Here is a 24846-nt window from a genome sequence, read left to right on the forward strand (position 1 = left end):
ATGACGGAGACCGCGGTCCGGTCCGCCGGCCGTGCCCAGGCACGGTCGGCGGACCGCCGTCCGGAGCGTCGCGGCCAGGCAGGGGCGTGGCGCAAGCGGGCGGAGATCGCCTTCTTCGTGACACCTGCTCTCGCCCTGCTGGTCGCGTTCATCGTGGTCCCCATCGCCACCGCCGTGCAGATGTCGCTGTACAAGTGGAAGGGCTTCGGCCCGATGGTCGACTTCGTCGGCCTGCGGAACTACGTCTCCGTGCTGACCAGCGAGGTCTTCACGGACGCCGTCGTGCACAACCTCATCATCGTGGTCGGCTCGATCCTGCTGCAGCTGCCGCTCGGCCTGGCGATCGCGCTGCTGCTCAACCGCAAGATGTGGGGCCAGGGGCTGCTGCGCACCATCATCTTCGTGCCGTACGTGCTGGCCGAGGTCATCGCGGGCGTCGTGTGGTTCCAGCTGCTGCAGCCGCAGTACGGCGTGATCGACTCGATGCTCGCCGCCGTCGGCCTGCACGGGCCGGAGCAGGGCTTCCTCGGCACCCCCGAGTACGCCCTGTGGACCGTGCTCGTGGTGCTGACCTGGAAGTACCTCGGGCTGGCCGTGATCCTGTTCCTCGCGGGCCTGCAGGGCGTACCCGGGGAGCTCTACGAGGCCGCTCAGCTCGACGGCGCGACCTGGTGGCAGGTGCAGCGCCGGATCACGATCCCGCTGCTGGGGCCGACCATGCGCACCTGGGGCTTCCTGTCGATGATCGGCTCGCTGCAGCTCTTCGACATGGTGTGGATCCTCACCGGCGGCGGCCCCGCCAACGCCACCACCACCATGGCCACGTTCCTGGTCAACGAGGGCACCAAGCGGCAGAACTTCGGCATCGCCGGCGCCGCGTCGGTGGTGCTGTTCGTCATCGCGCTGGTGCTCGCGCTGGTCTACCAGCGCGTCGTGCTGCGCCACGACACTCAGGAGGACGACCGATGAGCGCCGTCACGACGTCCCCGGCCACGACCGCTGGTCGAGCCCGACGAGACGCGGGTTTCGACAGGCTCAACCGGCGGGGACGCAAGGCGCTCGTGTACGCGATCTCCCTCGTGGTGGTCGCCGTGACCCTCGGGCCGGTGCTGTACGGCGTGCTCGGCGGGTTCCGCACCAACGCGCAGCTCGCCGAGGACCCGGCCGGGCTGCCGAGCCCGTGGGTGCTGTCCAACTACGTGGGCGTGCTGTCCCCGGGCTCGCCGTTCTGGGGCTACTTCCTCAACTCCACGATCATCGCGGTGCTCACCACGGCCGTGGTCGTCGTCTTCGGCATCATGGCCGCCTACCCCCTCGCGCGGTACCGCTTCAAGGGGCGCGAGGCGCTGTTCATGGTGTTCGTCATCGGGCTGCTGTTCCCCGCCACCGTGGCGATCATCCCGCTGTTCATCCTGATCACGCAGAACTACCAGATGGGGAACACCTGGTGGGGTGTGGCCCTGCCGCAGGCGGCGTTCGCGCTGCCGATGACGGTGGTGATCCTGCGGCCCTTCCTCAAGGCGCTGCCCGCCGAGCTCGAGGAGGCGGCGCAGCTCGACGGCGCCAGCCGGATCGGGTTCTTCTGGCGGATCCTGCTGCCGCTGTCCGGGCCGGGGATGGTGACCGTGGGCGTGCTCGCGTTCGTCGGCTCCTGGAACGCCTACCTCCTGCCGCTGCTGCTGCTGCAGGGCGACATGCGGACGCTGCCCCTCGGCGTCGCCGACTTCTCCTCGGAGCACTCGGCGGACACCGCGGGCGTGTTCGCCTTCACGACGCTGGCGATGATCCCTGCGCTGGTGTTCTTCCTCGCGATGCAGAAGCGCATCGTGAACGGCCTGCAGGGAGCCGTGAAGGGATGACCCAAGGAGAGCACGTGACCCACCCTGTCCCCACGGCGCCGGAGCTGCCGAAGCTGCCCGTGGTGTCCGAGCGCGTCCGCGCGCTGCACGCCCGGATGACCCTCGACGAGAAGCTCGCGCAGCTGGCCGGCTACTGGCTCGACAAGGGCGGCGACGTCGTCGCGCCCATGCAGGGCGAGATGGGGGTCGGCGACGGCGGTCGGCTCGAGGAGGTCACGCGGCACGGCATCGGCCACTACACCCGGGTGTACGGCACGCGGCCGGTGGACCCGGCCGAGCGGGCGGCGTGGCTGTGGGCGGAGCAGCAGCGGCTGCGTCGTGAGACGCGGCTCGGGATCCCCGCCCTCGTGCACGAGGAGTGCCTCACCGGGCTCTCCGCCTGGAAGGCCGCGACCTTCCCGACGCCGCTGGCGTGGGGGGCGACGTTCGACCCGGAGCTCGTGGCGGAGATGGGCCGCGTCATCGGCGACTCGATGCGCGAGCTCGGCATCCACCAGGGCCTCGCCCCGGTGCTCGACGTCGTACGCGACCCGCGCTGGGGGCGCGTGGACGAGTGCATCGGCGAGGACCCGTACCTCGTCGGCACGGTCGGCACCGCGTACGTGCGGGGGCTGCAGGGCGCCGGCGTGCACGCGACGCTCAAGCACTTCGCCGGCTACTCGGCCTCGCGCGCCGGGCGCAACCACGCCCCGGTCTCGGCCGGCCCGCGCGAGATGGCCGACGTCTTCGTGCCGCCGTTCGAGATGGCCGTGCTGGACGGCGGCGTGCGGTCGATCATGGCGTCGTACGTGGACGTCGACGGCGTACCGATGCACGCCAGCGCCGAGTACCTCACCGGGATCCTGCGGGAGCGGTGGGGCTTCGACGGCACCGTCGTGGCGGACTACTTCGGCGTGGCGTTCCTCGAGGTGATGCACCGGGTCGCCGCCGACCGCGGCGAGGCCGCCGCCCAGGCCCTCCAGGCGGGGCTCGACATCGAGCTGCCGTCCGGCGACGCGTACCTCGAGCCGCTGGCGGCCCTTGTCCGCGAGGGCCGGGTGGACGAACGCTACGTGGACCGCGCAGTGCTGCGCGCTCTCGCCCAGAAGGAGGAGCTCGGGCTGCTCGACGACGACGCCTTCGCCGGCGAGCCGCCGGCGCAGGTCGACCTCGACTCGCCCGCGCACCGCGACGTCGCGCGCCGCCTCGCGGAGGAGTCGGTAGTGCTGCTGACCAACGACGACCTGCTGCCCCTGTCCGGGTGGAGCGCCGCGCCGTCGCGCGTCGCCGTCGTCGGGCCGAACGCGCACCGCAGCGACGCGCTGATGGGTTGCTACTCGTTCGCCAACCACGTGCTGGCGCACCACCCCGAGGTGCCCAAGGGCTTCGAGATCCCCACGGTGTTCGAGGCGCTCGGCGGCGCGTTCCGCACCGCGGGCCTGCCGCAGCCGGAGCTGGTGCACGCCGCCGGCTGCGACGTCGAGGGCGAGGACACGTCCGGCTTCGCCGAGGCCGTCGCGGCCGCCGGGTCCGCCGACGTGGCGGTCGTCGTGGTGGGCGACCACGCCGGGCTGTTCGGCCGCGGCACCGTGGGCGAGGGCAACGACGCGGAGTCCCTCGAGCTGCCCGGCGTGCAGCGCGGGCTGGTCGAGGCCGTGCTGGCCACCGGGACGCCGGTCGTGATGGTGGTGCTCAGCGGGCGCCCCTACGCGATCGACTGGGCGCTGGACGGCGACCGTCGGCCCGGGGCCGTGCTGCAGGCGTTCTTCCCGGGCGAGGAGGGCGGCACGGCGGTGGCCCGGGCCGTCGCCGGCGCGGTGAACCCGTCCGGGCGGCTGCCCGTCTCGCTGCCGCGGTCGGCGGGGGCGCAGCCGTACTCGTACCTGCACCCCGTGCTGGGCGGGCCCTCCGACGTGACCTCCACCGACTCGACGCCGCTGCGGCCGTTCGGCTTCGGCCTGTCGTACACGTCGTTCGCCTACACCGACCTGGGGGTCGAGGCCGAGGTCTCGGCCGGCGGCACGTTCGCCGCCGCCGTCCGGGTGACCAACACCGGCACGGTCGCCGGCGCGGACGTCGTGCAGCTCTACGGCCGGGACGTGCTCGGCTCCGTCACCCGCCCCGTCGCGCAGCTGCTCGCCTACCGCCGGGTGTCGCTGGAGCCGGGGGAGTCGGTCGTCGTGACCTTCGCGGTGCCGACCACGCGGCTCGCGTTCTCCGACCGACGCCTGGTGCGCGTCGTCGAGCCGGGCGAGGTCGAGGTGTGGGTCGGGTCGCACGCCGCCGCCACGCCCGACGTCGAGGCCGAGGACGTGCAGCACGCCACGGGGGGCGCGATCACCAGCGCGCGCCGGTCCGAGAAGCGCGACGTGCCGGGCACCGCGACGCCGCGCGCGACGCTCGTCGTCTCGGGCGACACCTACGAGGTGACGGCCGCCGACCCGCGGGTCGTGACGTCCGCCCTCGGGTCGTGACGTCCACCCTCGGATAGCGAGATCGGAGGGCTGGGTCGGAGAGCGAGTCGCGAGCAGGGTGGCCGTGCCCCGGTCAGGATGGGGGCATGGCCACCCTGCTGCACGTCGTCCGGTCCGCCGTCGCACCGCTGACGCGCACGCGCGCGTTCCGGGCGGCAGGGCCGGTCGTGCTGCCACCCGTCGAGCGCGCGCTGGCGTGGCTCACGCGCGGCCGGTTCCAGCTCAGTGCGGTGCTGGTGCCGTCGCTGGTACTGCACACGACGGGCGCACGGTCGGGGGAGCCGCGCGACACGTACCTGATGTACACGCCCGTCGGCGCGGGGCGGCTGGTCGTGGCGGGCACGGCCTTCGCGCAGGGCCGGCACCCGGCCTGGACGTACAACCTGCTCGCGCACCCGGACGCGGCCGTCAGCATCCGCGGCCGGCGGTTCGACGTGCGGGCCACACCCATCGAGGACGACGCCGAGCGGGACGCCGCGTGGGCGCGCATCGAGGCGCAGTGGCCGGGCTACCGCGCCTACGAGCGGGACTCCGGCCGGGTGGTGCGGCTGTTCCTGCTGGAGCGCACGCCCGCGTCGTGAACAGAACCGCCGCGCGCGGCTCAGCCTCTTCTGGGCGCGGCCGACTGACGCACGACGAGCTGAGGGGCGGGCTCGGTGATGCTGTTCCTCACCCTCCTGCTGATGGGTCGTCGTCGAGCCTGATCCGAAGCCGCTCTGGATCAGGTGCCCGTCGACCGCCGACGACGTGTGACCCCGCGATGCTCGCCCAGCATCGGGCCGAACGTCGGCGGCTACCTCCCGACCTGGGTCGCTCTGATGCTCATCTTCACGATCTGCTACGACGCGATGCTGGTGGCCCGGTCCGGGTTCATGTCGGAGCTGTTCGACGTGCGCCGCCGGACGGGCGCTCGGTGGCCACGGTCCCGGGTCAGTACAGCTAGGCAGCCCCACCCGGCTCAGACTCGTGCGCCGATTCGTGGTCAGGGTCGGGGTCGGACGGCGCCCCGCCGGCGTTGTCCGACTCCACGACGTGGGACGACCCGCCCTCCTCGTCGACCGGCGGGATGCCACGCTCGTCGGGCGGGTAGAACCGGCCGGTATAGCGCGGGTGCAGGAAGTTCTCCGTGGTGAGGATGGCGTCCACCTCCTCGGCGCTGAGCAGGCCGCGCGCTACGACGACGTCCCGCACGGACCGGCCGGTGACCGCGGCCTCCTTGCCCACCTTGTCGCCGTGGTGGTGGCCGATCACCTCGTTGAGGTAGGCGACGATGCCGATCGAGCCGAGCACGTGGGCGCGCGTGACCTCCGGGTTCGCGGTGATCCCGACGACGCACTTGGTGCGCAGCGCGTTGCACGCGTTGGTGAGCAGCCGGATCGACTCGAACATCGACTCCGCGAGCACCGGCTCCATGACGTTGAGCTGGAGCTGGCCCGCCTCCGCCGCGTGGGTGATGGTCACGTCGTTGCCCATCACCTTGAAGCAGACCTGGTTGACCACCTCGGGGATCACCGGGTTCACCTTGGCGGGCATGATCGACGACCCCGCCTGCAGCTCGGGCAGGTTGATCTCGTTGAGCCCCGCGCGCGGTCCGGAGGACAGCAGGCGCAGGTCGTTGCAGATCTTGGACAGCTTGGCGGCGAGGCGCTTCACGGCCGAGTGCACGGCGAGGTAGGCGCCGTTGTCGTAGGTGGCCTCGACGAGGTTCTCCGCGGGCACCGTGGCCAGCCCGCTCACCTCGGCGAGGCGCCGGGCCGCGACCTTGGGGTAGCCGGGCGGCGTGTTGAGGCCGGTGCCGATGGCGGTGGCGCCGAGGTTGACCTCCAGGAGCAGGTCGGCGGCGACGCTGAGGCGCTTGACCTCCTCGGCGACGTTCACGGAGAAGCCCGCGAACTCCTGTCCGAGGCTCATCGGCACGGCGTCCTGGAGCTGCGTGCGGCCCATCTTGACGACGTCCGCGAACTCCGAGGCCTTCTCGTCGAACGCCCGGGAGAGCCGTCGGACCGCGATGGTCAGCGAGCTGACCAGGGCGTGCACGGCGAGCCGGAAGCCGGTGGGGTAGGCGTCGTTGGTGGACTGCGACTTGTTGACGTGGTCGTTCGGGTTGATGACGTCGTAGCGGCCCCGGGGGAAGCCCGCGAGCTCCAGCGCGAGGTTGGCGACCACCTCGTTGGTGTTCATGTTGACGCTGGTGCCGGCACCGCCCTGGAACACGTCGATCGGGAACTGGTCGAGGCACCGGCCCTTGACGAGGATCTCGTCGCAGGCGCCCACGATGGCGTCCGCGATGTCGCGCTGCACCGCCCGCAGCTCGCGGTTCGCCAGGGCGGCGGCCTTCTTCACCATGACCATGCCGCGGATCATCTCCGGCACGTCGTTGATGGTGGTCCCCGAGATGGGGAAGTTCTCGATCGCCCGGACCGTGTGGATCCCGTAGTACGCCAGCGCCGGGACCTCCTTCGGTCCGAGCAGATCTTCCTCGACGCGCACGTCAGCCCTGGGTTCAGCCATGGGGCAGACGCTAGCAACCGCGGCGACCCGCCACCCGCCGGGACAGGGCGCTCCCTACCGTCGTGAGCCTGCCGAGCATCTGACGGGCGACTGCACCGCGGACGCGTTCGGCGCGCTGTTCCTCGCCAACCCGGACCTGCCTCGTCGGCTGGCCCTTCAACGCGCCGGACCGCACCACCTTCTCCGGGGACGACGCGCGCGGCTACACGGACTACCCGGCGCTCGCGGCCTGAGCCGCTCGCCCTCGTGAGAGGCTGACGACGTGCGAGCGGACGTGTGGCTGTGGGCGGTGCGGCTCTTCAAGAGCCGGTCGTCATCGGCTGCGCTGCTCCGGGCCGGTCGGGTGCGGGTGAACGACGTCGTGGCCAAGGCGTCGACGCCGGTGAAGGTGGGCGACCGCATCACCTGGCGTGACCCGCTGCGCGACCGCAACGTCGTCGTCGTCGAGCTGCTGCCCAAGCGCGTGGGCGCGCCGCTGGCGGTCAAGGCGTATCGCGACGAGAGCCCGCCGGTGCCCACCCGCACGGAGCGGGCCGCCGTCGGCATCCGCGACCGCGGCGCCGGCCGCCCCACCAAGCGTGAGCGGCGCGAGATCGACCGGCTGCGCGGCGCCCGCCGCGACTGATCCCCGTCGGTCGAGCGTGTCTCCCCGCCGGTCGAGCTTGTCGAGACCGGGGTTTCGACAAGCTCGACCGGCGAAGTGCGCCGATAGGGTCGCGGGATGACGACCGACCGCATCGCCGCCCTCCTGCGTGACCACCCCGTCTGGGACGGGCACAACGACCTACCGTGGGAGGCGCGCGCCCAGGTCGCGTACGACTGGTCGCGGCTCGACGTCGCCGCCGGCACCGAGGGTCGCGGTACGGGGCGATGGGGCGCGCGTCGCGCCACCCAGACGGACGTGCCGCGCCTGCGCGCCGGGGGAGTGGGCGCCCAGTTCTGGTCGGTCTACGTGCCGTCCAACTTGCCGGACAGCGCCGCGGTCACCGCGACGCTCGAGCAGGTGGACGCCGTGCGCCGCATGGTGGCCCGCTGGCCCGAGCACTTCCGCCTCGCGCTGGGCGCGGACGACGTGGTGGCCGCCTGGGCCGAGGGCAGGATCGCGTCGCTCATGGGCGCCGAGGGCGGGCAGTCGATCGACTCGTCGATGGGCGCGCTGCGGATGCTGTACGAGGTGGGCGTGCGGTACATGACGCTCACCCACAACCACAACAACCCCTGGGCCGAGTCGGCCACGGACACCCCCGCCCCGCACGGCGGCCTGTCCGCCTTCGGGCGCGAGGTGGTGCGCGAGATGAACCGCCTCGGCATGCTCGTCGACCTGTCGCACGTCTCGGCGGGCACGATGCGTGCCGCGCTCGACGTCTCCGAGGCGCCCGTGATCTTCTCGCACAGCTCGGCCCGCGCCGTCTGCGACGTGCCGCGCAACGTGCCCGACGACGTCCTCGCCCGCCTCGCCGACAACGGCGGCGTCTGCATGGTGACGTTCGTGCCGAGCTTCGTCACGCCCGCGATCGGGGAGTGGCGCGCCGCGGCGGGGGAGGCCGCGAAGGCGGCCGGGATCGCGCCCAACGACTACGCCGAGTTCGCCGCGTTCGCCGACGAGTGGGAGAAGAGCCACCCCAAGCCGCCCACCACGCTCGACGACGTCGTCGCACACGTCGAGCACGTGCGCGAGGTCGCGGGGGTCCGGCACGTCGGGCTCGGCGGCGACTACGACGGCGCCAGCGGCTTCGCGGACGAGCTGCGCGACGTCTCCGGCTACCCGAACCTCTTCGCGGCGCTCGCGGACCGCGGCTGGTCGGACGACGACCTGGCCGGCCTCGCCAGCGGCAACGTGCTGCGCGCACTGCGCGGGGCCGAGGACGTGGCCGCGCGCCTGCAGACCGAGCGCGAGCCGAGCGTCGCGCGCATCGAGGTCCTCGACGCCTGACTTTCTCGCGTGTCAGGCGTGGAGGGAGCGCTGCGACCAGCTCACTCCGAGCGTGCGCAACACGTCCTGCGGGTCGCGCTGGGTGGCGTCGGTGTAGGCGCGCAGCGACATCACCGAGGCCGTCAGCATCGTGGTGAGGACCTCGCGGGCGAGGTGCGCGTCGTGGCTCGCCTCGTCGAGCAGCTCCTGGACGACGCGAGACCGGATGCCGAGGTCGGGCTCGGAACAGGCGGTCAGGAGCGCGATCGTCAGCGACCCGGCGTCCACGTCGGGGTCGACGCCCGCGCCCGTGCTCCGGTGCGTGCTCTCGTCAGCGCTCATGGCGTCCCCCTCCGTGGCCCGACCTGCACCGGTCTACCGCACGCCGGGGGCTCGCGCACTCGGAACGTCCATCTCACCAGCGTCGACGGGCTCGCCGGGCGCGACCGGCGGGTGATGTACGGGTCGCGCCTTGCGGTGCCCACGCGCCGCGCGGCAGGATGCGGCGACCGATCACGTCGGTTCCTCCATCTCGGCACCGGGCGGCAGCTCCCGGAGCCCGCCAGCGACAGGACGCGATGACGCTTGTGGCCACCCCCCACGCATGCCCGGCCCGACGGCCGCGTACCCGCCGACAGACGCTCCGGCGTCGACGCGTGCTCCTGGGCCTCGGCGCCGGCCTCGTCGGCGCGCTCGCGCTCGCCGGCCCGGCCGCCGTCGCGGACGAGGGGCTCACGGAGGAGTCGGACAGCCGCTACGTGCTCCGGGCCAAGGACTCCGAGGTCGAAGCGACGGTGACCACCACCATCCGCAACGTCACGCCGGACCAGGGAAACACGTACTACTACTTCACGAGCTACACGATCCCGGTCCCTGCGGGCGCCGAGGACCTGCGCGCCGTCAGCGGCGGTGCGTCGCTGCCGGTGCGGCTGGAGAAGACGGAGGACCCGAGCACCCGGTATGCGACGGCCACCTTCGCGCCGCTGCGTTACGGCAGCTCCCGCTCCGTCGAATGGAGCTTCGTCATCCCGGGCGAGCCCGTCCGGTCGAAGGACTACACGCGGGTGGGGGACGGGTTCGCGACCTTCGCCGCCTCCAGCGTGGGCGACGCCGGGCGCACCCGGGTCGAGGTGGTGCTGCCCGCCTCGATGACGTTCGACGCCACGTCCGACGTCTTCACCGAGAAGCGCACGGGCAAGACCGTCACCTACACGGCCACGGAGAACACCGACCAGGACGGCATCTGGGCCGTGGTCTCGGCCCGCGACCCGAAGAAGTCCGACGAGCGGAAGGTCGAGGTCGGGGACACCTCGCTCACGCTGCAGAGCTTCCCGGGCGACGAGAAGTGGACCGGCTTCGTCGGCAAGCGGCTGGAGAAGGGGCTGCCGGTGCTCGAGGAGCTCGTCGGGCGGCCGTGGCCGGGCGGCCTCGAGACGATCCGCGAGGACGTCTCGCCGAAGGTGCTCGGCTATGCCTGGTTCGACCCGGGCAAGGACGAGATCGTCATCCCGGAGGACCTCGACGAGGTCACGCTGTACCACGAGCTCGGCCACGCCTGGCTGAATCCGGACCGGCTGCGCGAGCGGTGGCTGTCCGAGGGGCTCACCGAGGTGGTCGCCCACCGGGTGGTCGCGCGCACGGGCGGCACCAGCGACCCGTGGAAGACGCCCGACCGGCACGCGGACGAGGCCGTGCCACTGTCGGACTGGGAGGGCAACATCGGCGAGCTGGACGAGGACGTCGAGAACTACGGGTACGCCGCCTCGTACACGACGGTGCAGAAGCTGCTCGGCCCGCTCGAGGACGACGCGTTCACCGCGGTCGTCTCGGCGGCGCAGGCGGGCGAGAGCGCCTACGAGCGGCCGGGCTCGACCGAGGAGAACCACGGGCGCACCGACTGGCGCCGCTTCCTCGACCTCGTCGAGACGCGCGGGCAGGTGTCCGGGGCGCCGAAGGTGCTGCGTACGTGGGTGCTCGACCCTTCGACAGGCTCAGGGGAGACCGCTGACCAGGAGGCGCTCGCGGACCGGGCGCCGGCGCGTGCCGCCTACGCGGAGACGGACGAGGCCGACGGGGAATGGTCGTCGCCGCTCGGGCTGCGTGCCGCGATGACCGACTGGGAGTTCGAGGACGCCGCCCGCGTGCTCTCCGCGCTCGACGGCGTCCCGGCCGAGGCAGCCGCCGCCCAGGAGGCCGCCGACGCCGCAGGCGTCCCCGTGCCGGCCGCGGTGCGTGCGGCGTACGAGGGGGCCGACGCGGAGGAGGACTACGCGGCCCTCGCGACGCTGCTGCCCCGAGCCGCAGAGGTCACGACCGACGTCGGCCGGGCTGCGCGCGCCGCCGCGGCCGACCGCGACCCGGTGTCGGAGCTGGGCAGCCTCGTCCTCCGAGCCGACCAGGCCGCCGACCGCGCGCAGGACGAGCTGGCGGCCGGCGACCTGGACACGGCCGCCGAGGAGGCGGACGCCGCGGCAAGCCGCGCGGGGGCGGCGCCGTGGGTCGGCGCGGGGATCGTGCTGCTGGTGCTCGGCGGCGCCGGCGGGATCGCCGCGGGCGTGGTGCACCGACGGCGTCGGCGGCGGGCGGCGGAGGAGCGGGCGGACGTCCCCGCCGAGGGGTCAGTCGTGCAGGATGCGCTGGAAGAGCGCGTGGTCCTGCCAGCGTCCGGCGATGTTGAGGTAGCGCGGCGCGGTGCCGATCCGGTCGAACCCGGTGCGGGCGAGCACTCGCTGTGACGCCTCGTTGTGCAACAGGGTCGCGGCCTGGACGCGGTGCAGCCCGAGGTCGTCGCGGGCATAGGCGCACGCGGCCTCCACGGCCGCGGTCATGATGCCGCGCCCGCCCAGCCGCGCGTCGACCCAGTAGCCCAGGTGGGCGCTGTGGAACGCGCCGAGCACGATGTCGCTGAGGTTCACGCGGCCGACGATCTCGCCGTCGCGCTCCAGCACGAGGGGAGTCGACCGTCCGGAACCGTGCGCCAGCAGCTCCACCGGGATGCGCTGGGCGTGGTACTCGGCGTCGTAGAACGACGCCGGACGGGCCGGCTCCCACGGTTCGAGGTGGTCGCGGTTGCGCGTGTACGCCGCCGCCAGCGCGGGGCCGTCGTCGTGGTCCAGCAGCCGCAGGTTCACGTCGTCGGGCAGCGTCGTGCGCAGCGTGTCGGTGGGGGGCACGGGCGCGAGCCTAGTCCGGGGAGGGCCCGGAGTCGGACGGTGCGATCTGCCCGCGCAGCGCAGCGCGCGAGCGCGGCGTCTCCGGGTACGTGGTGGACGGGTCGTCCCGGCGGCCGGCCGTGCACATCGGCGACGCCACGCGGGCCGTGGCGCTCGCGCTGGCGAAGGCGCCCGCGGGTCCGTGGTGCACGCCGTCTGCTCGACGACCTGGCGGCCGGGGCGTTCGACCACGCGGCGCGCGGCTGACGCCGGGTCGCCCGTGCCGCCGGCGGTGTGCCGGTCAGGCCGGCCGGTCCTCGTCCTTGAGCCGCGGCTCGGTGCGCAGGCCGGGGCGCAGGCCCGCCTTGTCGGCGTAGAACGCGCGGATGACGTCCATGTCGGCGCGTACGTCGCCGGTGAGGCGGAGGGTCGGGCCGAGGCCCGTCGTCATGGTGGTGCGGTCCACGTACCCCAGGGTGACGGGCAGGTCGGCGGCTCGGGCGATGCGGTAGAAGCCGGACTTCCACCCGTCGCCCGAACGGGTGCCCTCCGGCGTGACTACCAGGTGGAAGACCTCGCCGGCCCGGACCCGGGAGAGCACGTCCTCGACCACGCTGCTGGGGTCGCGACGGTCCACCGGGATGCCGCCGAGCCGGCGCATCAGCGGCCCCCGCCAGCCGGCGAACAGCGTGTGCTTGCCGAGCCAGCGCACGTTCAGCCCGAGCCGCCACGCGATGGCCAGCATGAGCGCGAAGTCCCAGTTGGACGTGTGCGGCGCCCCCAGCAGCACGCCGGCCTGCGCCGGCACGGGCTCGCTGCGGAGGGTCCAGCGGCTGACCCGCCAGTAGACGCGGGCGAGGGCCCTCCGCAGGTTCCTGAGCATCACGCGACTCTACCGGCCGCCGTCCTCCCGCCCGGCCGCGCTGTCGCCCGGCCGTGCTGTCGGAGGCCCGCGGCACGCTGGGCCGATGAGCGAACACACGCACGGCGTCCACCACACCATCGACTACCTCGAGCTGCCGGTGACCGACCTCGCAGCGGCCCAGGAGTTCTACGGCTCAGTGTTCGGCTGGGAGTTCGTCCCGTACGGCCCTCAGTACGCGGGCATCCGCACGGCCGCGGAGCAGGCGCCCGCCGAGGCGGGCGGGCTGCGCCTCGCCGAGGCCGCCGACATCAGCCGGGGCGGCCCGTTCGTGCTGCTGTTCTCCGACGACCTCGACGCGACGCTCGCCGGCGTCACCGGCGCCGGCGGCCGGGTGGTCGACGGCCCGTACGAGTTCCCCGGCGGCCGGCGCTTCCACTTCCTCGACCCGAGCGGCAACGAGCTGGGGGTCTGGGCCACGTCCTGACCACGCGTCAGCCCCCGAGCGCGAGGGCTACGACGCCGGCACCGACGGCCAGCGGGGCCATGACCGCGCCCTGCAGCACCACTCGCCGCACCAGCCCGGACGGCGACGTCCAGACGTGCCGGCGGTACTGCTGCAGCCAGAGCAGCGTGGCGAGCGAGGCCCACGGCGTCACCAGCGGACCCGCGTTCACGCCGATGAGCAGCGCCGCGAGCCGGGCGTCGTCGCCGGTGACGGTGGGGGCGAGCGCCAGATAGGCGGGGAGGTTGTTTACCCCGTTCGCCGCCGTGGCCCCGACCGCCGCGACCTGGGCGAGGCTCGCCGCGTCGCGGCCGTCGCCCACGAGGTGGGAGAGCAGATCGGTGAGGCCGTGCGCGTGCCAGGTGCCGACCGCGACGAACAGGCCGGCCGTGACGACGACCGTGCGCCACGGCACCATCGCGCGCGCCGGGACCACGAGCGGGACGCGCCGCCAGGCCGTCGCGCCGCCGAGCGCGGCTGCGGCGACCAGCGCCGTCGGCAGCACGGGCAGCTCGGCCGCGAACGCGACGCCCATGAGGACCACCACCGCGGCGGCCACGCGCAGCAGCACCGGGTCGCGCGGCGCCGTCCGCTCCGGGACGGCGTAGCGGCCGCGCAGCGCGGGGGCGTGCAGGACGGCGAGGGCGGCCATCGCCACGACGAGCACCGCGACGGCCGGCCACACCATCACGCCCACGTACCCGGCGTCGAAGGACCGGGCCGCCATGAGGTTGGTGAGGTTGGAGACCGGCAGCAGCAGCGACGCCGTGTTGGCCAGTGCCAGCACGGTGAGCGCGAGGGGGAGCGGGTCGCGGCCGGCGCGCCGGGCGACCGCCACGACGGCGGGCGTGAGCAGGACGGCCGTCGTGTCCAGGGAGAGCACGATCGTGCAGGCCGCGGCGGCGGCCACGACCAGCAGCCACAGCACCGCGGGGCGGCCCCCGGCGAGGCGCGCGGCGCCGTCGGCGACCGCGTCGAACAGCCCGGCCCCGGCGCAGAGCTCCGCGATCACGATGAGCACGACGACGAACGCGAGGACCGGGCCGGTGAGGGTGGCGAGCGCGGCGGCGTCGTCGGCGGGCAGTGCGCCGGTCGCCGGCAGGAGGACGAGCACGACGGCGGCGAGGACCCACGGCTGGGCCAGCGAGCGGAGCCGTCCGCGGCGTCCGGTCACCGCCGGCTCGGGTCGTGCGTCACGGCGTCGATCCTAGTGCGGCGCCGCTGTGCTGGCCGGGTGCTGCGATGCTCGCGTCGTGAGCATCGCGCCTGCACCCACCCGGGCGCTCCTGCCGGAGTTCGGCGGCGCCGGCATGTTCGGCGACCGGGTGCACGCGGCCGTGCTCGCCGCCGGTCGCCCGACGTCCGGCGCCACGGTGCACCTGGTCACGGCCGGCTACGACGAGGGACCCGTCGTCGCGCAGGTCGAGGTCCCCGTGCTCCCGGACGACGACGTGCCCGCGCTGCGGGCGCGCGTGCAGGCGGCCGAGAAGGAGCTCCTGGTCGACGCCCTCCGGACCTGGACGGGCTGAGCGCCGGGACGCTGCGACGACGGACCCCGACGACAACGAGTTCTCGATCCCGGGTAGCGATCGCGGGGTTGCCGGCAATGGGGAGGGTATGGGGACTCGACGGCCCGGGGACAGCCCGGGCGGCCTGCTGTTCGCCCTCGTGGCGTGCGGCTGCCTGACGGTATGGGTCGTGGGCGCCGGAGTCCTGCTGCTCACGAGGCCGGGGGACGACGTCGCCGCCGGCGGCTGGGCGTGCGTCGTCGCGGGGTCGGTGGTGCTGGTGGGCCTCGCGGTGACCGTCGTGTCACTGCTGCGCGGCCCGACGACGATCGCCGTCCACAACGAGGCCGGGACGAGCTGGTCGCTGCGGACGTCGCCCGTGCCGCTGCGGCTGGCGAGCTCCGCCCGGCTCGTGGCGGGATCGCGGGGGGAGGCGCTCGCGGCCCAGGTGGTGCGCGCTGCCGCCCGCGACGGGGGCCACCGGGTCGACGTCGCGCACGCGGTGCCGGTGCTCCAGGGGATCCTCGAGATCGCCTCGTCGGACGACGAGAAGGAGTGGTCGCGCGTGCGCGCGGCTGTCGTCGACCTCACGCTGCGCGCCTCGGACCACCCGCCGCACCCGGTGACCCTGCTGCCATGGGGGGAGCACCTCTCCGTGCCCCCGCGCTGACGGGCACGCTCGTGCCGGGGGGCGTCAGGGACTCGAGGAGGTCGGGAACCCGCCGATCGTAGGGGACCGGCGGCTCAGGCCGGGTCGACGCGCAGGGTGGTCGCCGTCGCGTCGGGGCTGGTGATCGAGCGCACGGCCGAGCCGTCGCCGTACTTGACGTGGTACGCCTGGTCGACCGCCTTGTCGTGGGCGTCGTCGCGGGTGAACGTCACCTCGGCGTGGATGCCGCCGGCGTCGATGGTTCCGGTGCCCGTGCGCCGGACGCCGCGGTACCAGGAGCCCTCCTCCCCGCGGACGGAGCGGATGAACAGGTCGTCGTCGACGACGACGTGCCAGACGGTCCGCGGGGTGCGGAGCGTGCCGTCGGGCCGGTGCGCCGCGACGCGCAGCTCTCCGTCACCCTCGATCGCGGCGAGGTCGGCAGGGTTCCAGCCGGTCATGGTTCCTCCCAGGTCAAAACAGGTCCGACAGGTCAGTGCTGTGCGGGGGGACGACATCGTCGAGGGCCCGCAGCCCGTTGAGCGTGCGGGGGTACCCGACGTCGGGCAGGAGGTGCGTGAGCACCGCGACCAGCGTCCCGCGTTCGTTGCCCACCCGCACGTTCGCGCGCACGTGCCCGGCCACCTGCCGGGTCGGCGCCGCCGAGCGCGACGAGCAGCGCGAGGGCGATCAGCTCGCGCGTGGGCACGTCGATCCCGTCGCGCGTGTAGTGGTCGCCGAAGCAGTGCGCAGACAGGTAGTGCTGCACGTGCTGCTCGTCCGCCGGGGCGTTCGCGTACATGGCGTCGAGGGCGGCGCCGAGCGACTCCCGGAACATTCGGCGGCCGCCCGTCGCGACAGCGCGGCGAGCCGCACCAGCCCCTTGAGGGCCTCGCGGCTGTTCAGTGGCGCCGCTCGCCGGGTGTGAGCTCGTGGGCGCCGTAGCTGTTGTCGTCGGGGTTGACGGTGACCCCCGGAGCGACGAGCTCGTCGATCCGGTCGAGGACGTCGGCGGTGAGCGTGAGTCCCGTGGCGGGCAGGTACGACTCGAGCTGCTCCATCGTGCGCGGCCCGACGATCGCCGAGGTGACGCCGGGGTGGTTGATGACGAACGCGATCGCCAGCTCGAGGAGCGGCATGCCCGCTTCCTCGGCGAGCAGGGCGAGCTCCTCGACGACGTCGAGCTTGCGCTGGTTGGCGGGGCTGCTCATGTCGAAGCGGGCACCGGGCCGCGCGCTCGACGTCGGGGCCGACGCGGCGCCCTTGCGCCACCGGCCGGAGAGCCAGCCGCCGCTCAGCGGGCTGTACGTGAGGGTGCCCATGCCGTGCCGCCGCACGGCGGGCAGCACGTCCTCCTCGATGCCGCGCACGAGGATCGAGTACGGCGGCTGCTCGGTGACGAACCGCTCGAGGTTTCGCTCCCGGGAGGCCCACTGCGCCTCGACGATCTGAGACCCGGAGTACGACGACGAGCCGAGGTAGCGGATCTTGCCCTGCCGCACGAGGTCGGTCAGCGCGCCGAGCGTCTCGGTGACGTCGGTGTCCGGCGACGGCCGGTGCACCTGGTAGAGGTCGATGTGGTCGGTGTTCAGCCGGCGCAGCGAGCTCTCGACCTCGCGGACGATCCACCGGCGGGAGCCGCCGCGGTGGTTCGGGTCGTCGTCCATCGGCATGAAGAACTTGGTGGCGAGGAACACGTCGTCGCGGCGCCCGGAGATCGCCTCGCCGACGATCTCCTCGGAGACGCCGGCGGAGTACACGTCGGCGGTGTCGACCACGTTGATCCCGGCGTCGAGGGCGCGGTGGATGATCCGGGTCGCGTCCTTGCGATCGTCGTTGCCCCAGGGGCCGAACATCATGGCGCCGAGCGTGAGCGGGCTGACCTGGACGCCGGTGCGTCCGAGCGGGCGGTACTGCATGGCTCAGGCCTCCGATTCTGTGGTCGGCATGTGTCTGCGCTCCGCGTCGTGCGGGTGCCTCGTTGCTCGGCCCCCACCCTGTGCTGCGCTCCGACTCATGCCTCGGGGATGTCGCGGCCGAAGGTCTCGAGCGTGATGGCGTCGGGCTCGGGGCCGCCGCGCACGCCGGTGTCGAGGGCGTCGATCGCGGCGAGCTCGTCGGTGGTGAGCTCGAAGTCGAGCACGTCGAAGTTCTCGGCGATGCGGCTCGGGGTGACGGACTTGGGGATCGCGGAGCGACCCTGCTGCAGGTGCCAGCGCAGCATCACCTGCGCGGCGGTCTTGCCGTGCGCCTGGCCGATGCGCAGGATCGTGGGGTCCTGCAGGGTGCTGGTGTGCTTGCCGTCGCGGTAGAACGTGATGCCGCCGATGGGCGACCAGGCCTGCGTGAGGATGCTGTGGGCGGCGTCCGCGGCCAGCACGTCGGGCTGGCGGAAGTAGGGGTGCATCTCGACCTGGTTGACGGCTGGCACGACGGTCGTCGCGGCGAGGAGCCGGTCCAGGTGCTCGGGCATGAAGTTGCTGACGCCGATCGCGCGGACCTTGCCGTCGGCGAGCAGCTTCTCCAGGGCCTGGTAGGCCCCGGTCGTGAGGTCGAAGCGGCTGGGCAGGGCCTGGTGCAGGATCAGCAGGTCGATCGTCTCGACGCCGAGCTTGCGGGCGCTCTTGTCGAACGCGTGCAGCGTCGCGTCGTAGCCGTAGTCGCTGATCCAGATCTTGGTCTCGAGGAAGACGTCGGAGCGGTCGACGCCGGAGCGGCGGATGGCCTCGCCGACCTCGCGCTCGTTGCCATAGGCGGCGGCGGTGTCGATGTGCCGGTAGCCGGTGGCGAGCGCGGCCTCCACCGCGGCGACCGTCTCGTCCGGCGGGGTCTGGAAGACGCCGTACCCGAGGGCGGGCATCTCGACGCCGTTGTTCAGGGTGAGGGTGGGAACGGAGTTCGTCATGCCCCCACGCTAGGCACGGTCCGGCGGACTCGGGAGGTGCTGCTGGTACCCCGCTCGTCGGCACCCCGATCACCGTCCGGGCCGCCGACCCGGCGGACACCCCGGATTCTGCTTAGGGTCCGAGGCATGGCATCCGAAGGCGCCCCCACCGTCTGTGTCGTGGCCCCCGAGCCGCTGCTCACGATCGAGATCGAGACCGACCGCGTCCGGGACGCGCCGGAGATCCACGTGCATCCGGGCGGCCAGGGCCTCTGGGTCGCCACGATGGCACGTTCCCTCGGGGCGGACGTCGTCGTCTGCGGACCGTTCGGCGGCGAGACGGGGGAGATCACCGCCCACCTCGCTCGCAGCCGGGGCCTCGAGCTGCGGGCCACCGTGCAGGGCGGAGGCGGGACCCTGCTGCGCGACCGGCGGAAGGGAGGGGACCCCGAGCTCGTCACGATGCCGTCGATGCGGCTCGACCGGCACGCGCTCGACGACCTCTACGGCACGGCCCTCGTCGCCGCCCTCGAGGCCGACGTCTGCGTGCTGACGGGCATACAGCACGACATCGGGCTGCCGCCGGACTACCTCGCCCGCCTTGCCCGGGACGTCGCCGCGTCCGGGACTCCGGTCGTGGCGGACCTGAACGGCGAGCTCGCCAGCGCCGTGGGCAGGGAAGCGATCGCGGTGCTCAAGATGAGCCACGAGGAGATGGTCGACTCCGACCTCGCCGCCGACGACTCGGTGCCGGCGCTGCGCCGCGCCGCCGAGGGGTGGATCGACGAAGGGCTGGGTGCCCTGGTCGTCTCCCGGGCGCACGAGCCGGCGCTCGTCGTGACGGGCGAGGGCACGTCGACGATCACGACTCCGTCGGTGTCGACCGTCGACCACCGCGGCGCCGGCGACTCGATGACGGCCGGCATCGCGGTGGGGGTCGCGCGCGGGCTGCCGGTCGCCGACGCCGTACGGCTCGGTGCCGCGGCCGGCGCGCTCAACGTGGCGCGGCACGGCCTGGGCTCCGGCCGGCGCGACGAGATCGAGAGCTTCGCCGCGAGGGTGACGGTCGAGCCCATGGACTGAGGAGCCGGTCCTCGCGGGGCGCGGGCGGGCCGGAACGACCGACGGATCGGCAGACGGGAGCAGGCGATGCTGGCGCTGGTGACGAACGACGACGGGATCGACTCCCCGGGCCTCGGGGTTCTCGCCCGGTGCGCCGTCGAGCGGGGGCTCGAGGTGCTGGTCGCCGCCCCGCGGGAGGAGTCCTCCGGTGCCTCGGCGGCCCTGCATGGAGCCAAGCAGGACGGTCGGCTCGTCGTCGAGCCGCACCGGGCACCCGGCGTGCCCGACGGGGTGACGTCCCTGGCCGTGGCGGCCGACCCCGCGCTCATCACGTTCGTCGCCGCGTACGGCGCCTTCGGCCCCGTCCCCGACGTCGTGCTCTCCGGGGTCAACCGCGGGCCCAACATCGGCAACGCCGTCCTGCACTCGGGCACCGTGGGCGCGGCCCTGTCCGCGACGTCGCTCGGCATGCGGTCGCTCGCGGTCTCGCTCGACGCCGAGCAGCCGCGGCACTGGGACACGGCAGAGCGGGTGGTCGCCCACGTGCTCGACTGGGTGCTCAGCACCCCGCGCAGCCGCCGGACCCTCAACCTCAACGTGCCGGACGTGCCGGCCCACGAGCTGCGCGGGCTCCGGCAGGCGCCGCTCGCCACGTTCGGGGCGGCGCGCGCGCGGGCGGCGCAGGCCGACGACGACACCGTTCTCGTGGTGCGGTACGAGGGCACGGAGCGGTCCTCCGAGCCGGAGTCCGACGCCGGCCTGCTCGCTCAGGGCTGGGCGACGGCCTCCCTGCTGGTGGCCCCGTACGCGGACGAGTCGGTGGAGGTCCCCGGTTTCGAGGGCGGGTTTCCGGCCGGGTGACCGTCCCGAGCAGTCCTCGCCCGGGTGGTCGTCACCGGCCGTCCCGGGTAACGCCAGTACCTGCCGTGCCGCGGCGGCCGGACGTACCGTCGGTGACATGGACCTGAAGCCGAGACGCGAGAGTTCCTGGCCCGTCCGGGTCGAGGAACTGGAACCGTGCCGTGTTGACGGGCTTGTTCGCGGGGCGCTCCGGGGAGTCGTACAGCGGCGCGTAGAGGGCCCGGCCCATGAGGTTCGCGCACCCGCCGGTTCACTCACCGCCCTGGTGGGCGAGCTGTCCACCCGCAGCGAGGACTTCCGCCGGCTGTGGGCCTCGCACGACGTGCGCCTCCACCGCACCGGCACCAAGGTCTTCGACCACTCCGCGGTCGGTGCGCTCGAGCTCGACTACGAGGCGCTGGTGCTGCCCGCAGATCCCGGGCTCCAGATGAACGTGTACACCGCCCAGCCCGGGTCGCCGTCCGACGACGGGCTGAAGGTGCTCGGGTCGTGGGCCGCCACGACGCTCACGGCGCCGGCCGAGAACGCCGCCACCCGAGAAGGAGTCTCCGACTGATGCAGAAGAAGCTCGCCAGGCCCGCGACCACCAAGAACCCGCCGGAGATGTTCGCCGGCGACGTGTGGCTCGACCCGATCGCCTCGCCGCAGGACAGTGACCAGCGCATGACGGTCGCGCTGGTGCGGTTCGCGCCCGGCGCCCGCACCGCGTGGCACTCGCACGCCCGGGGCCAGACGCTGCACGTGACGTCGGGCGTCGCGCTGTTCGGGAGCCGCGACGGGAGCGTCATCGAGGCGGGTCCCGGCGAGACCGTCTACTGCCCGCCGGGGGAGGAGCACTGGCACGGCGCCACGCCCGACGCCTTCATGGAGCACCTGGCGATGCTCGAGGGCGCCGATGACCCCGCCGCCACCACCACGTGGCTCGAGCACGTCACCGACGCGGAGTACGCCGCGCGCAGCGCCGGCTGAGCCTGCCGACGTACCGCTGGTTGAGCCTGTCGAAACCAGGTTTCGACAGGTTCAACCAGCGGGTTTCGACAGGCTCAACCGGCGGAGGGCTTGACCGCCAGCACCGGGCACGCGGCGGTGAGCAGGATCCGCTGCGCCACGGAGCCCATGAGCAGCTTCCCCACGGGGCTGCGGTGCCGCAGGCCCACCACGACGAGGCGGGCGTCGAGCTCCGCCGCGACGTCGAGCACCTGCTCCGCGACGTCGCGCCCCATCTCCTGCCGCACCACGTGCGGAAGCCCGGTGCCGCGCAGCCGCTCCGCCAGCGCGGCGAGGCGGTCGCCGGTGGCATACCGCTCGTCCACGAGGGCGTCGCCGCGGGTGCCGTTGACCACCGCGACGCCGCGGCCGCCCTCGTGCGCCCACGCGACCGCGTGCTCCAGGGCGGCGTCGCCGTACTCGTCGGGCGTCCACGCCACCACCACCCAGCCGTCGGCCGAGGGCTGCTCCTGCTCGTTCATCGCGCGTTCCCTTCCGTCACCGTCTCCGCCTCGTCGGCCCCGTCAGCCCCGTCCGCCTCCGCGACGATCCGCGACTCCGTCCGCGTCCGCCACCGCGACAGCAACGGCCGGCCCGCGAGCACCAGGAGCAGCACCGCGTAGATCGCGATGGCGAGCGGCTCGCTCCACAGGATGGCGGGGTCGCCGCCGGAGATGGTGAGCGCCTCGCGCAGCTTGGTCTCCATGAGCGGGCCCAGGATGACGCCGAGGATGAGCGGCAGCACCGGCAGCCCGAAGCGCCGCATCGCCAGCCCGAGCAGGCCGAAGACCAGCAGCAGGCCGATGTCGAACGGGTCGAGGTTGGTGGCGTAGGCGCCGAGGCAGGCGAAGAACAGGATGCCCGCGTACAGCTGCGGCCGCGGGATCCGCAGCAGCCGGGCCCACAACGGCGCCAGCGGCAGGTTGAGCACCAGCAGCAGCAGGTTGCCGATCAGCAGGCTGGCCAGCAGCGTCCACACCATGTCCGCGTGCTCGGTCATGAGCTGCGGGCCGGGCTGGATGCCATAGCCCTGCAGCGCCGACAGCATCACCGACGCCGTCGCCGTCACGGGCAGGCCCAGCGCGAGCATCGGCACCAGCATGCCCGCGGCAGACGCGTTGTTCGCCGCCTCCGGGCCGGCGACGCCCTCGATGGCGCCCTTGCCGAACTCGTCCTTGCCGGGACGCTCGCCAGACCGCTTGCGCGCGGCCAGCTTGCGCTCCGTGACATAGGACAGGAAGGTCGGCAGCTCCGCGCCGCCGGCCGGCAGCGCGCCGAACGGGAAGCCGAACGCGGTGCCACGCAGCCACGGCTTCCAGGAGCGGCGCCAGTCCTGGCGGCCCAGCCACGGCTGGCCCACCGGGACCACGCGCGCCGGCTTCCGACGCAGGTGGGCAGCGACCCACAGCGCCTCGCCGAGGGCGAAGATGCCCACCGCCACCACGACGATGTCGAGCCGGTCCACGAGCTGCGTGACCCCGAACGTCAGGCGCGGCTGCCCGGTGTTGAGGTCGAGCCCCACGATCCCGATGGTCAGCCCGACGAACAGGGACAGCAGGCCGCGCAGGGGGCTCGCCCCGAGCACCGTCGCCGTCATGACGAGCGCCAGCACCATGAGCGCGAAGTAGGACGGCGCGCCGATCTCCACCGCGACGTTCGCCAGCGCCGGCGCGAACATCGCGACCAGCAGCGTGCCGATGGTGCCGGCGACGAACGACCCGATGGCCGCGGTCGCGAGCGCCTGCGCGCCCCGCCCGGCCCGGGCCATGAGGTTGCCCTCCAGCGCCGTCATCACCGACGCCGACTCGCCGGGCGTGTTGAGCAGGATCGACGTCGTCGACCCGCCGTACATGCCGCCGTAGTACAGGCCGGCGAACATGATGAACGCCTGCGTGGGCTCGAGGCCGAAGGTGACGGGCAGCAGCAGCGCGATCGCCATCGCCGGCCCGATGCCGGGCAGCACGCCGACGAAGGTGCCGAGCAGCACGCCGATCGCGGCGTAGGCCAGGTTCATGGGGGTGAGGGCGGCGCCGAAGCCGTCCCACAGCAGTCCGAGATTCTCCATCAGGTCACCGCCTCACAGGATTCCGTCGAGGACGCCGGGGGCGAGCGGGATGCCCAGCCCGACGACGAAGCCGTACCAGCTCGCCACCGCGAGCACGAGGCCCACGAGGACGTCGCGGATCAGCGTGCGGCTGCCCAGCGCCCACGCTGCCCCGGCGAAGAGGATGGCGCCCGCGAGCGCCCACCCGAGCCACGTCACCGTGGCGATCGTCAGCAGGATCACCGCCACGAGCTTGAGCACGGTGCTCCAGTCGGCGGACGTCGTGACGTCCACGTCCTCGCCGGCCTCCGGCTCGGGGCGCGAGCCACGCGCCGTCGCGACGACCAGCAGCACGCTCGTCATGACCAGCCCGGCGCCGATGAGCAGCGGGAAGACGCGCGGGCCCACGGGATCGGCGAAGCCCACCTCGAGCGTCGTGGCGTCGTAGACGGTGTAGGCGCCGACGACGAGCAGCACGGCGGCGAGCCCGTACTGGGCGCGGTCGACGCGCGGGGTCGCGGGCCCGGGGTCCGCGGCCCCCGCGGCGGGCGAGTCCACCTCGGTGCTCACAGCAGGTTCAGCTCCTTCAGGGTGGTCGAGACCCGCTCGTCCTGGTCGCGCAGGAACTGCTCGAAGTCGTCGCCGGTGACGAAGGCGTCGGTCCAGCCGTTGTCGGCGAGGGCCTGCTGCCACTCGGGCGAGTCGTGCATGCGGGAGAGCTGGTCGATGAGCTCGTCGCGGCGTTCGTCGCTGATCCCGGGCGGGGCGATGATGCCACGCCAGTTGGTGAAGACGAGGTCGATGCCGCTCTCGGTGAGCGTCGGGACGTCGGCGAGCACGCCGCCCCGGATCCGTTCGTCGCCGGAGACGGCGAGCACGCGCAGCTCGCCCGCGGAGATCTGCCCCTCGAACTCGGCCAGGCCGGAGAACCCGACCTGGATCTTGTGCCCCAGCAGCGCGCTGGTCAGCGGGCCGCCGCCGTCGTACGACACGTAGCGCACGCCCTTGGGGTCGACGCCGGTGGTCTTCGCGAGCTGCATCGGGAACAGGTGGTCGGGGCCGCCGGGCGAAGAGCCGCCGCCTACCACCACCGAGCCGGCGTCGTCCTGCCAGGCCGCGACCAGGTCGTCGATGGTGCGGAACGGCGAGTCGGCCGGGACCAGCACGCCCTCCTGCTCCTCGATGAGCTGGGCGAGCGGGGTCGCGTCGTGCGGGCGGGCGTCCACGCCGAACGAGTAGGTGGACCCGACGACGCCGAGCCCGAGCGTCATCATCAGCCGCTCGTTGCCCGCCTCGCCCATGAGCCGCGACATCGCGACCGAGCCGCCCGCGCCCAGGATGTTGGTCACCTGGATGTCGCCGCCGGTGATGTCGTCCCGGTCCAGCACGCCGACGGCCGCGCGGCCGGTCTGGTCGTAGCCGCCGCCGGGGCTGTTGGGGATCCACATGTCGATGTCCGCGGAGTCGTCGCCGCGCGTGACGCCGCACGCGGCGGTGACGACGACGAGCGCCGCGGCGAGCGTGGCGGCAAGGGCTGTGCGGGCTGTGTGGGCGTAGCGCCAGGGGCCGGATGTCGTCGACGACATCGGGGTGCCTC

At 73.4% G+C, this 24846-nt stretch carries 26 protein-coding genes and 2 pseudogenes; 14 read left to right on the top strand and 14 right to left on the bottom strand.

Features of this window, described 5'->3' with window-relative positions:
* The 4 genes from AC1C2W_RS17885 to AC1C2W_RS17900 all read left to right on the top strand — a co-directional run bounded on the left by AC1C2W_RS17885 (position 1) and on the right by AC1C2W_RS17900 (position 4893).
* Entirely contained in the window at positions 1-969 is a 969-nt protein-coding gene (locus AC1C2W_RS17885) for a carbohydrate ABC transporter permease (protein ID WP_495413878.1), read from the top strand.
* Complete coding sequence (locus AC1C2W_RS17890) at positions 966-1859, top strand: carbohydrate ABC transporter permease (protein WP_495391081.1); 894 nt, start codon at positions 966-968, stop codon at positions 1857-1859. The genes AC1C2W_RS17885 and AC1C2W_RS17890 overlap by 4 nt, the downstream gene beginning before the upstream one ends.
* Positions 1860-1873: 14 nt before the next feature.
* Complete coding sequence (locus AC1C2W_RS17895) at positions 1874-4312, top strand: beta-xylosidase/alpha-l-arabinosidase (protein WP_495413879.1); 2439 nt, start codon at positions 1874-1876, stop codon at positions 4310-4312.
* 86 nt (positions 4313-4398) lie between these two features.
* Positions 4399-4893, top strand: a complete 495-nt coding sequence (locus AC1C2W_RS17900; RefSeq protein WP_495391079.1) for a nitroreductase family deazaflavin-dependent oxidoreductase — start codon at positions 4399-4401, stop codon at positions 4891-4893.
* Positions 4894-5251: 358 nt separating this feature from the next.
* On the opposite strand, the gene aspA is transcribed toward AC1C2W_RS17900, so the two are convergent.
* Positions 5252-6823, bottom strand: coding sequence for an aspartate ammonia-lyase (gene aspA / locus AC1C2W_RS17905; protein ID WP_495391078.1), 1572 nt, complete (start codon positions 6821-6823; stop codon positions 5252-5254).
* A 262-nt stretch (positions 6824-7085) separates the two neighbouring features.
* Between aspA and AC1C2W_RS17910 the strand changes: the two genes are divergently transcribed.
* Positions 7086-7448: an RNA-binding S4 domain-containing protein gene (locus AC1C2W_RS17910; RefSeq protein ID WP_495391077.1), complete on the top strand. Its 363-nt coding sequence runs from the start codon at positions 7086-7088 to the stop codon at positions 7446-7448.
* Between the two features lie 96 nt (positions 7449-7544).
* Entirely contained in the window at positions 7545-8756 is a 1212-nt protein-coding gene (locus AC1C2W_RS17915) for a dipeptidase (protein WP_495413880.1), read from the top strand.
* 12 nt (positions 8757-8768) lie between these two features.
* Here the strand turns inward: AC1C2W_RS17915 and AC1C2W_RS17920 are convergent, their stop codons facing one another.
* Positions 8769-9077: a hypothetical protein gene (locus tag AC1C2W_RS17920; RefSeq protein ID WP_495413881.1), complete on the bottom strand. Its 309-nt coding sequence runs from the start codon at positions 9075-9077 to the stop codon at positions 8769-8771.
* A 314-nt stretch (positions 9078-9391) separates the two neighbouring features.
* Here AC1C2W_RS17920 and AC1C2W_RS17925 point away from each other — a divergent pair, with 314 nt between their 5' ends.
* On the top strand, positions 9392-11470 hold the full coding sequence (locus tag AC1C2W_RS17925) for a gluzincin family metallopeptidase (RefSeq protein WP_495413882.1): 2079 nt from the start codon (positions 9392-9394) through the stop codon (positions 11468-11470).
* Here the strand turns inward: AC1C2W_RS17925 and AC1C2W_RS17930 are convergent.
* From AC1C2W_RS17930 to AC1C2W_RS17940, 3 genes are all read right to left on the bottom strand, one after another.
* Positions 11354-11908: a GNAT family N-acetyltransferase gene (locus tag AC1C2W_RS17930; RefSeq protein ID WP_495413883.1), complete on the bottom strand. Its 555-nt coding sequence runs from the start codon at positions 11906-11908 to the stop codon at positions 11354-11356. The genes AC1C2W_RS17925 and AC1C2W_RS17930 overlap by 117 nt on opposite strands.
* Positions 11909-11918: 10 nt before the next feature.
* Positions 11919-12098 (bottom strand): hypothetical protein, encoded by a 180-nt coding sequence (locus tag AC1C2W_RS17935; protein ID WP_495413884.1) that lies wholly within the window; start codon positions 12096-12098, stop codon positions 11919-11921.
* A gap of 90 nt (positions 12099-12188) precedes the next feature.
* Positions 12189-12770: a 1-acyl-sn-glycerol-3-phosphate acyltransferase gene (locus tag AC1C2W_RS17940; RefSeq protein ID WP_495413885.1), complete on the bottom strand. Its 582-nt coding sequence runs from the start codon at positions 12768-12770 to the stop codon at positions 12189-12191.
* Positions 12771-12855: 85 nt separating this feature from the next.
* Here AC1C2W_RS17940 and AC1C2W_RS17945 point away from each other — a divergent pair, with 85 nt between their 5' ends.
* Positions 12856-13236, top strand: a complete 381-nt coding sequence (locus AC1C2W_RS17945; RefSeq protein WP_495391071.1) for a VOC family protein — start codon at positions 12856-12858, stop codon at positions 13234-13236.
* Between the two features lie 7 nt (positions 13237-13243).
* On the opposite strand, the gene AC1C2W_RS17950 is transcribed toward AC1C2W_RS17945, so the two are convergent.
* Complete coding sequence (locus tag AC1C2W_RS17950; RefSeq protein WP_495413886.1) at positions 13244-14428, bottom strand: SLC13 family permease; 1185 nt, start codon at positions 14426-14428, stop codon at positions 13244-13246.
* A 79-nt stretch (positions 14429-14507) separates the two neighbouring features.
* On the opposite strand from AC1C2W_RS17950, the gene AC1C2W_RS17955 reads away from it, so the two are divergent.
* Both AC1C2W_RS17955 and AC1C2W_RS17960 read left to right on the top strand, forming a co-directional pair.
* Positions 14508-14783, top strand: a complete 276-nt coding sequence (locus tag AC1C2W_RS17955) for a formyltransferase family protein (RefSeq protein WP_495413887.1) — start codon at positions 14508-14510, stop codon at positions 14781-14783.
* A gap of 88 nt (positions 14784-14871) precedes the next feature.
* Complete coding sequence (locus AC1C2W_RS17960; RefSeq protein ID WP_495413888.1) at positions 14872-15432, top strand: hypothetical protein; 561 nt, start codon at positions 14872-14874, stop codon at positions 15430-15432.
* Between the two features lie 74 nt (positions 15433-15506).
* Here AC1C2W_RS17960 and AC1C2W_RS17965 read toward each other — a convergent pair whose 3' ends face one another.
* From AC1C2W_RS17965 to AC1C2W_RS17980, 4 genes and pseudogenes are all read right to left on the bottom strand, one after another.
* On the bottom strand, positions 15507-15872 hold the full coding sequence (locus tag AC1C2W_RS17965; RefSeq protein ID WP_495413889.1) for a DUF2255 family protein: 366 nt from the start codon (positions 15870-15872) through the stop codon (positions 15507-15509).
* 212 nt (positions 15873-16084) lie between these two features.
* Positions 16085-16249, bottom strand: a pseudogene (locus tag AC1C2W_RS17970) (carboxymuconolactone decarboxylase family protein); the annotation flags it as partial.
* 64 nt (positions 16250-16313) lie between these two features.
* On the bottom strand, positions 16314-17330 hold the full coding sequence (locus AC1C2W_RS17975) for an aldo/keto reductase (RefSeq protein ID WP_495413890.1): 1017 nt from the start codon (positions 17328-17330) through the stop codon (positions 16314-16316).
* 95 nt (positions 17331-17425) lie between these two features.
* Entirely contained in the window at positions 17426-18316 is an 891-nt protein-coding gene (locus AC1C2W_RS17980) for an aldo/keto reductase (RefSeq protein ID WP_495413891.1), read from the bottom strand.
* A 126-nt stretch (positions 18317-18442) separates the two neighbouring features.
* On the opposite strand from AC1C2W_RS17980, the gene AC1C2W_RS17985 reads away from it, so the two are divergent.
* The 4 genes and pseudogenes from AC1C2W_RS17985 (at position 18443) to AC1C2W_RS18000 (ending at position 21187) form a co-directional block, all read left to right on the top strand.
* Complete coding sequence (locus AC1C2W_RS17985) at positions 18443-19378, top strand: 1-phosphofructokinase family hexose kinase (protein WP_495413892.1); 936 nt, start codon at positions 18443-18445, stop codon at positions 19376-19378.
* Between the two features lie 78 nt (positions 19379-19456).
* Complete coding sequence (gene surE / locus AC1C2W_RS17990; protein ID WP_495413893.1) at positions 19457-20218, top strand: 5'/3'-nucleotidase SurE; 762 nt, start codon at positions 19457-19459, stop codon at positions 20216-20218.
* Between the two features lie 253 nt (positions 20219-20471).
* Positions 20472-20774 (top strand): annotated as a pseudogene (locus AC1C2W_RS17995) (MmyB family transcriptional regulator); the annotation flags it as partial.
* Positions 20774-21187, top strand: coding sequence for a (R)-mandelonitrile lyase (locus AC1C2W_RS18000; RefSeq protein ID WP_495413894.1), 414 nt, complete (start codon positions 20774-20776; stop codon positions 21185-21187). The pseudogene AC1C2W_RS17995 and the gene AC1C2W_RS18000, both read left to right, overlap by 1 nt.
* Positions 21188-21261: 74 nt before the next feature.
* Here AC1C2W_RS18000 and AC1C2W_RS18005 read toward each other — a convergent pair whose 3' ends face one another.
* Genes AC1C2W_RS18005 through AC1C2W_RS18020 form a run of 4 tightly spaced genes read right to left on the bottom strand, consistent with a single transcriptional unit; the run spans position 21262 to position 24835 of the window.
* Positions 21262-21687, bottom strand: a complete 426-nt coding sequence (locus tag AC1C2W_RS18005) for a universal stress protein (protein ID WP_495391060.1) — start codon at positions 21685-21687, stop codon at positions 21262-21264.
* Positions 21684-23270, bottom strand: a complete 1587-nt coding sequence (locus AC1C2W_RS18010; protein WP_495413895.1) for a tripartite tricarboxylate transporter permease — start codon at positions 23268-23270, stop codon at positions 21684-21686. Before AC1C2W_RS18010 ends, AC1C2W_RS18005 begins: the two co-directional genes overlap by 4 nt.
* A 12-nt stretch (positions 23271-23282) precedes the next feature.
* Positions 23283-23819 carry a tripartite tricarboxylate transporter TctB family protein gene (locus AC1C2W_RS18015; RefSeq protein ID WP_495413896.1) on the bottom strand — a complete coding sequence of 179 codons (537 nt, stop codon included), beginning with the start codon at positions 23817-23819 and terminating at the stop codon, positions 23283-23285.
* Entirely contained in the window at positions 23816-24835 is a 1020-nt protein-coding gene (locus tag AC1C2W_RS18020; protein WP_495413897.1) for a Bug family tripartite tricarboxylate transporter substrate binding protein, read from the bottom strand. Before AC1C2W_RS18020 ends, AC1C2W_RS18015 begins: the two co-directional genes overlap by 4 nt.
* Positions 24836-24846 lie beyond the last annotated feature (11 nt).

The sequence above is a fragment of the Isoptericola sp. Y581 genome (genome assembly GCF_059445475.1).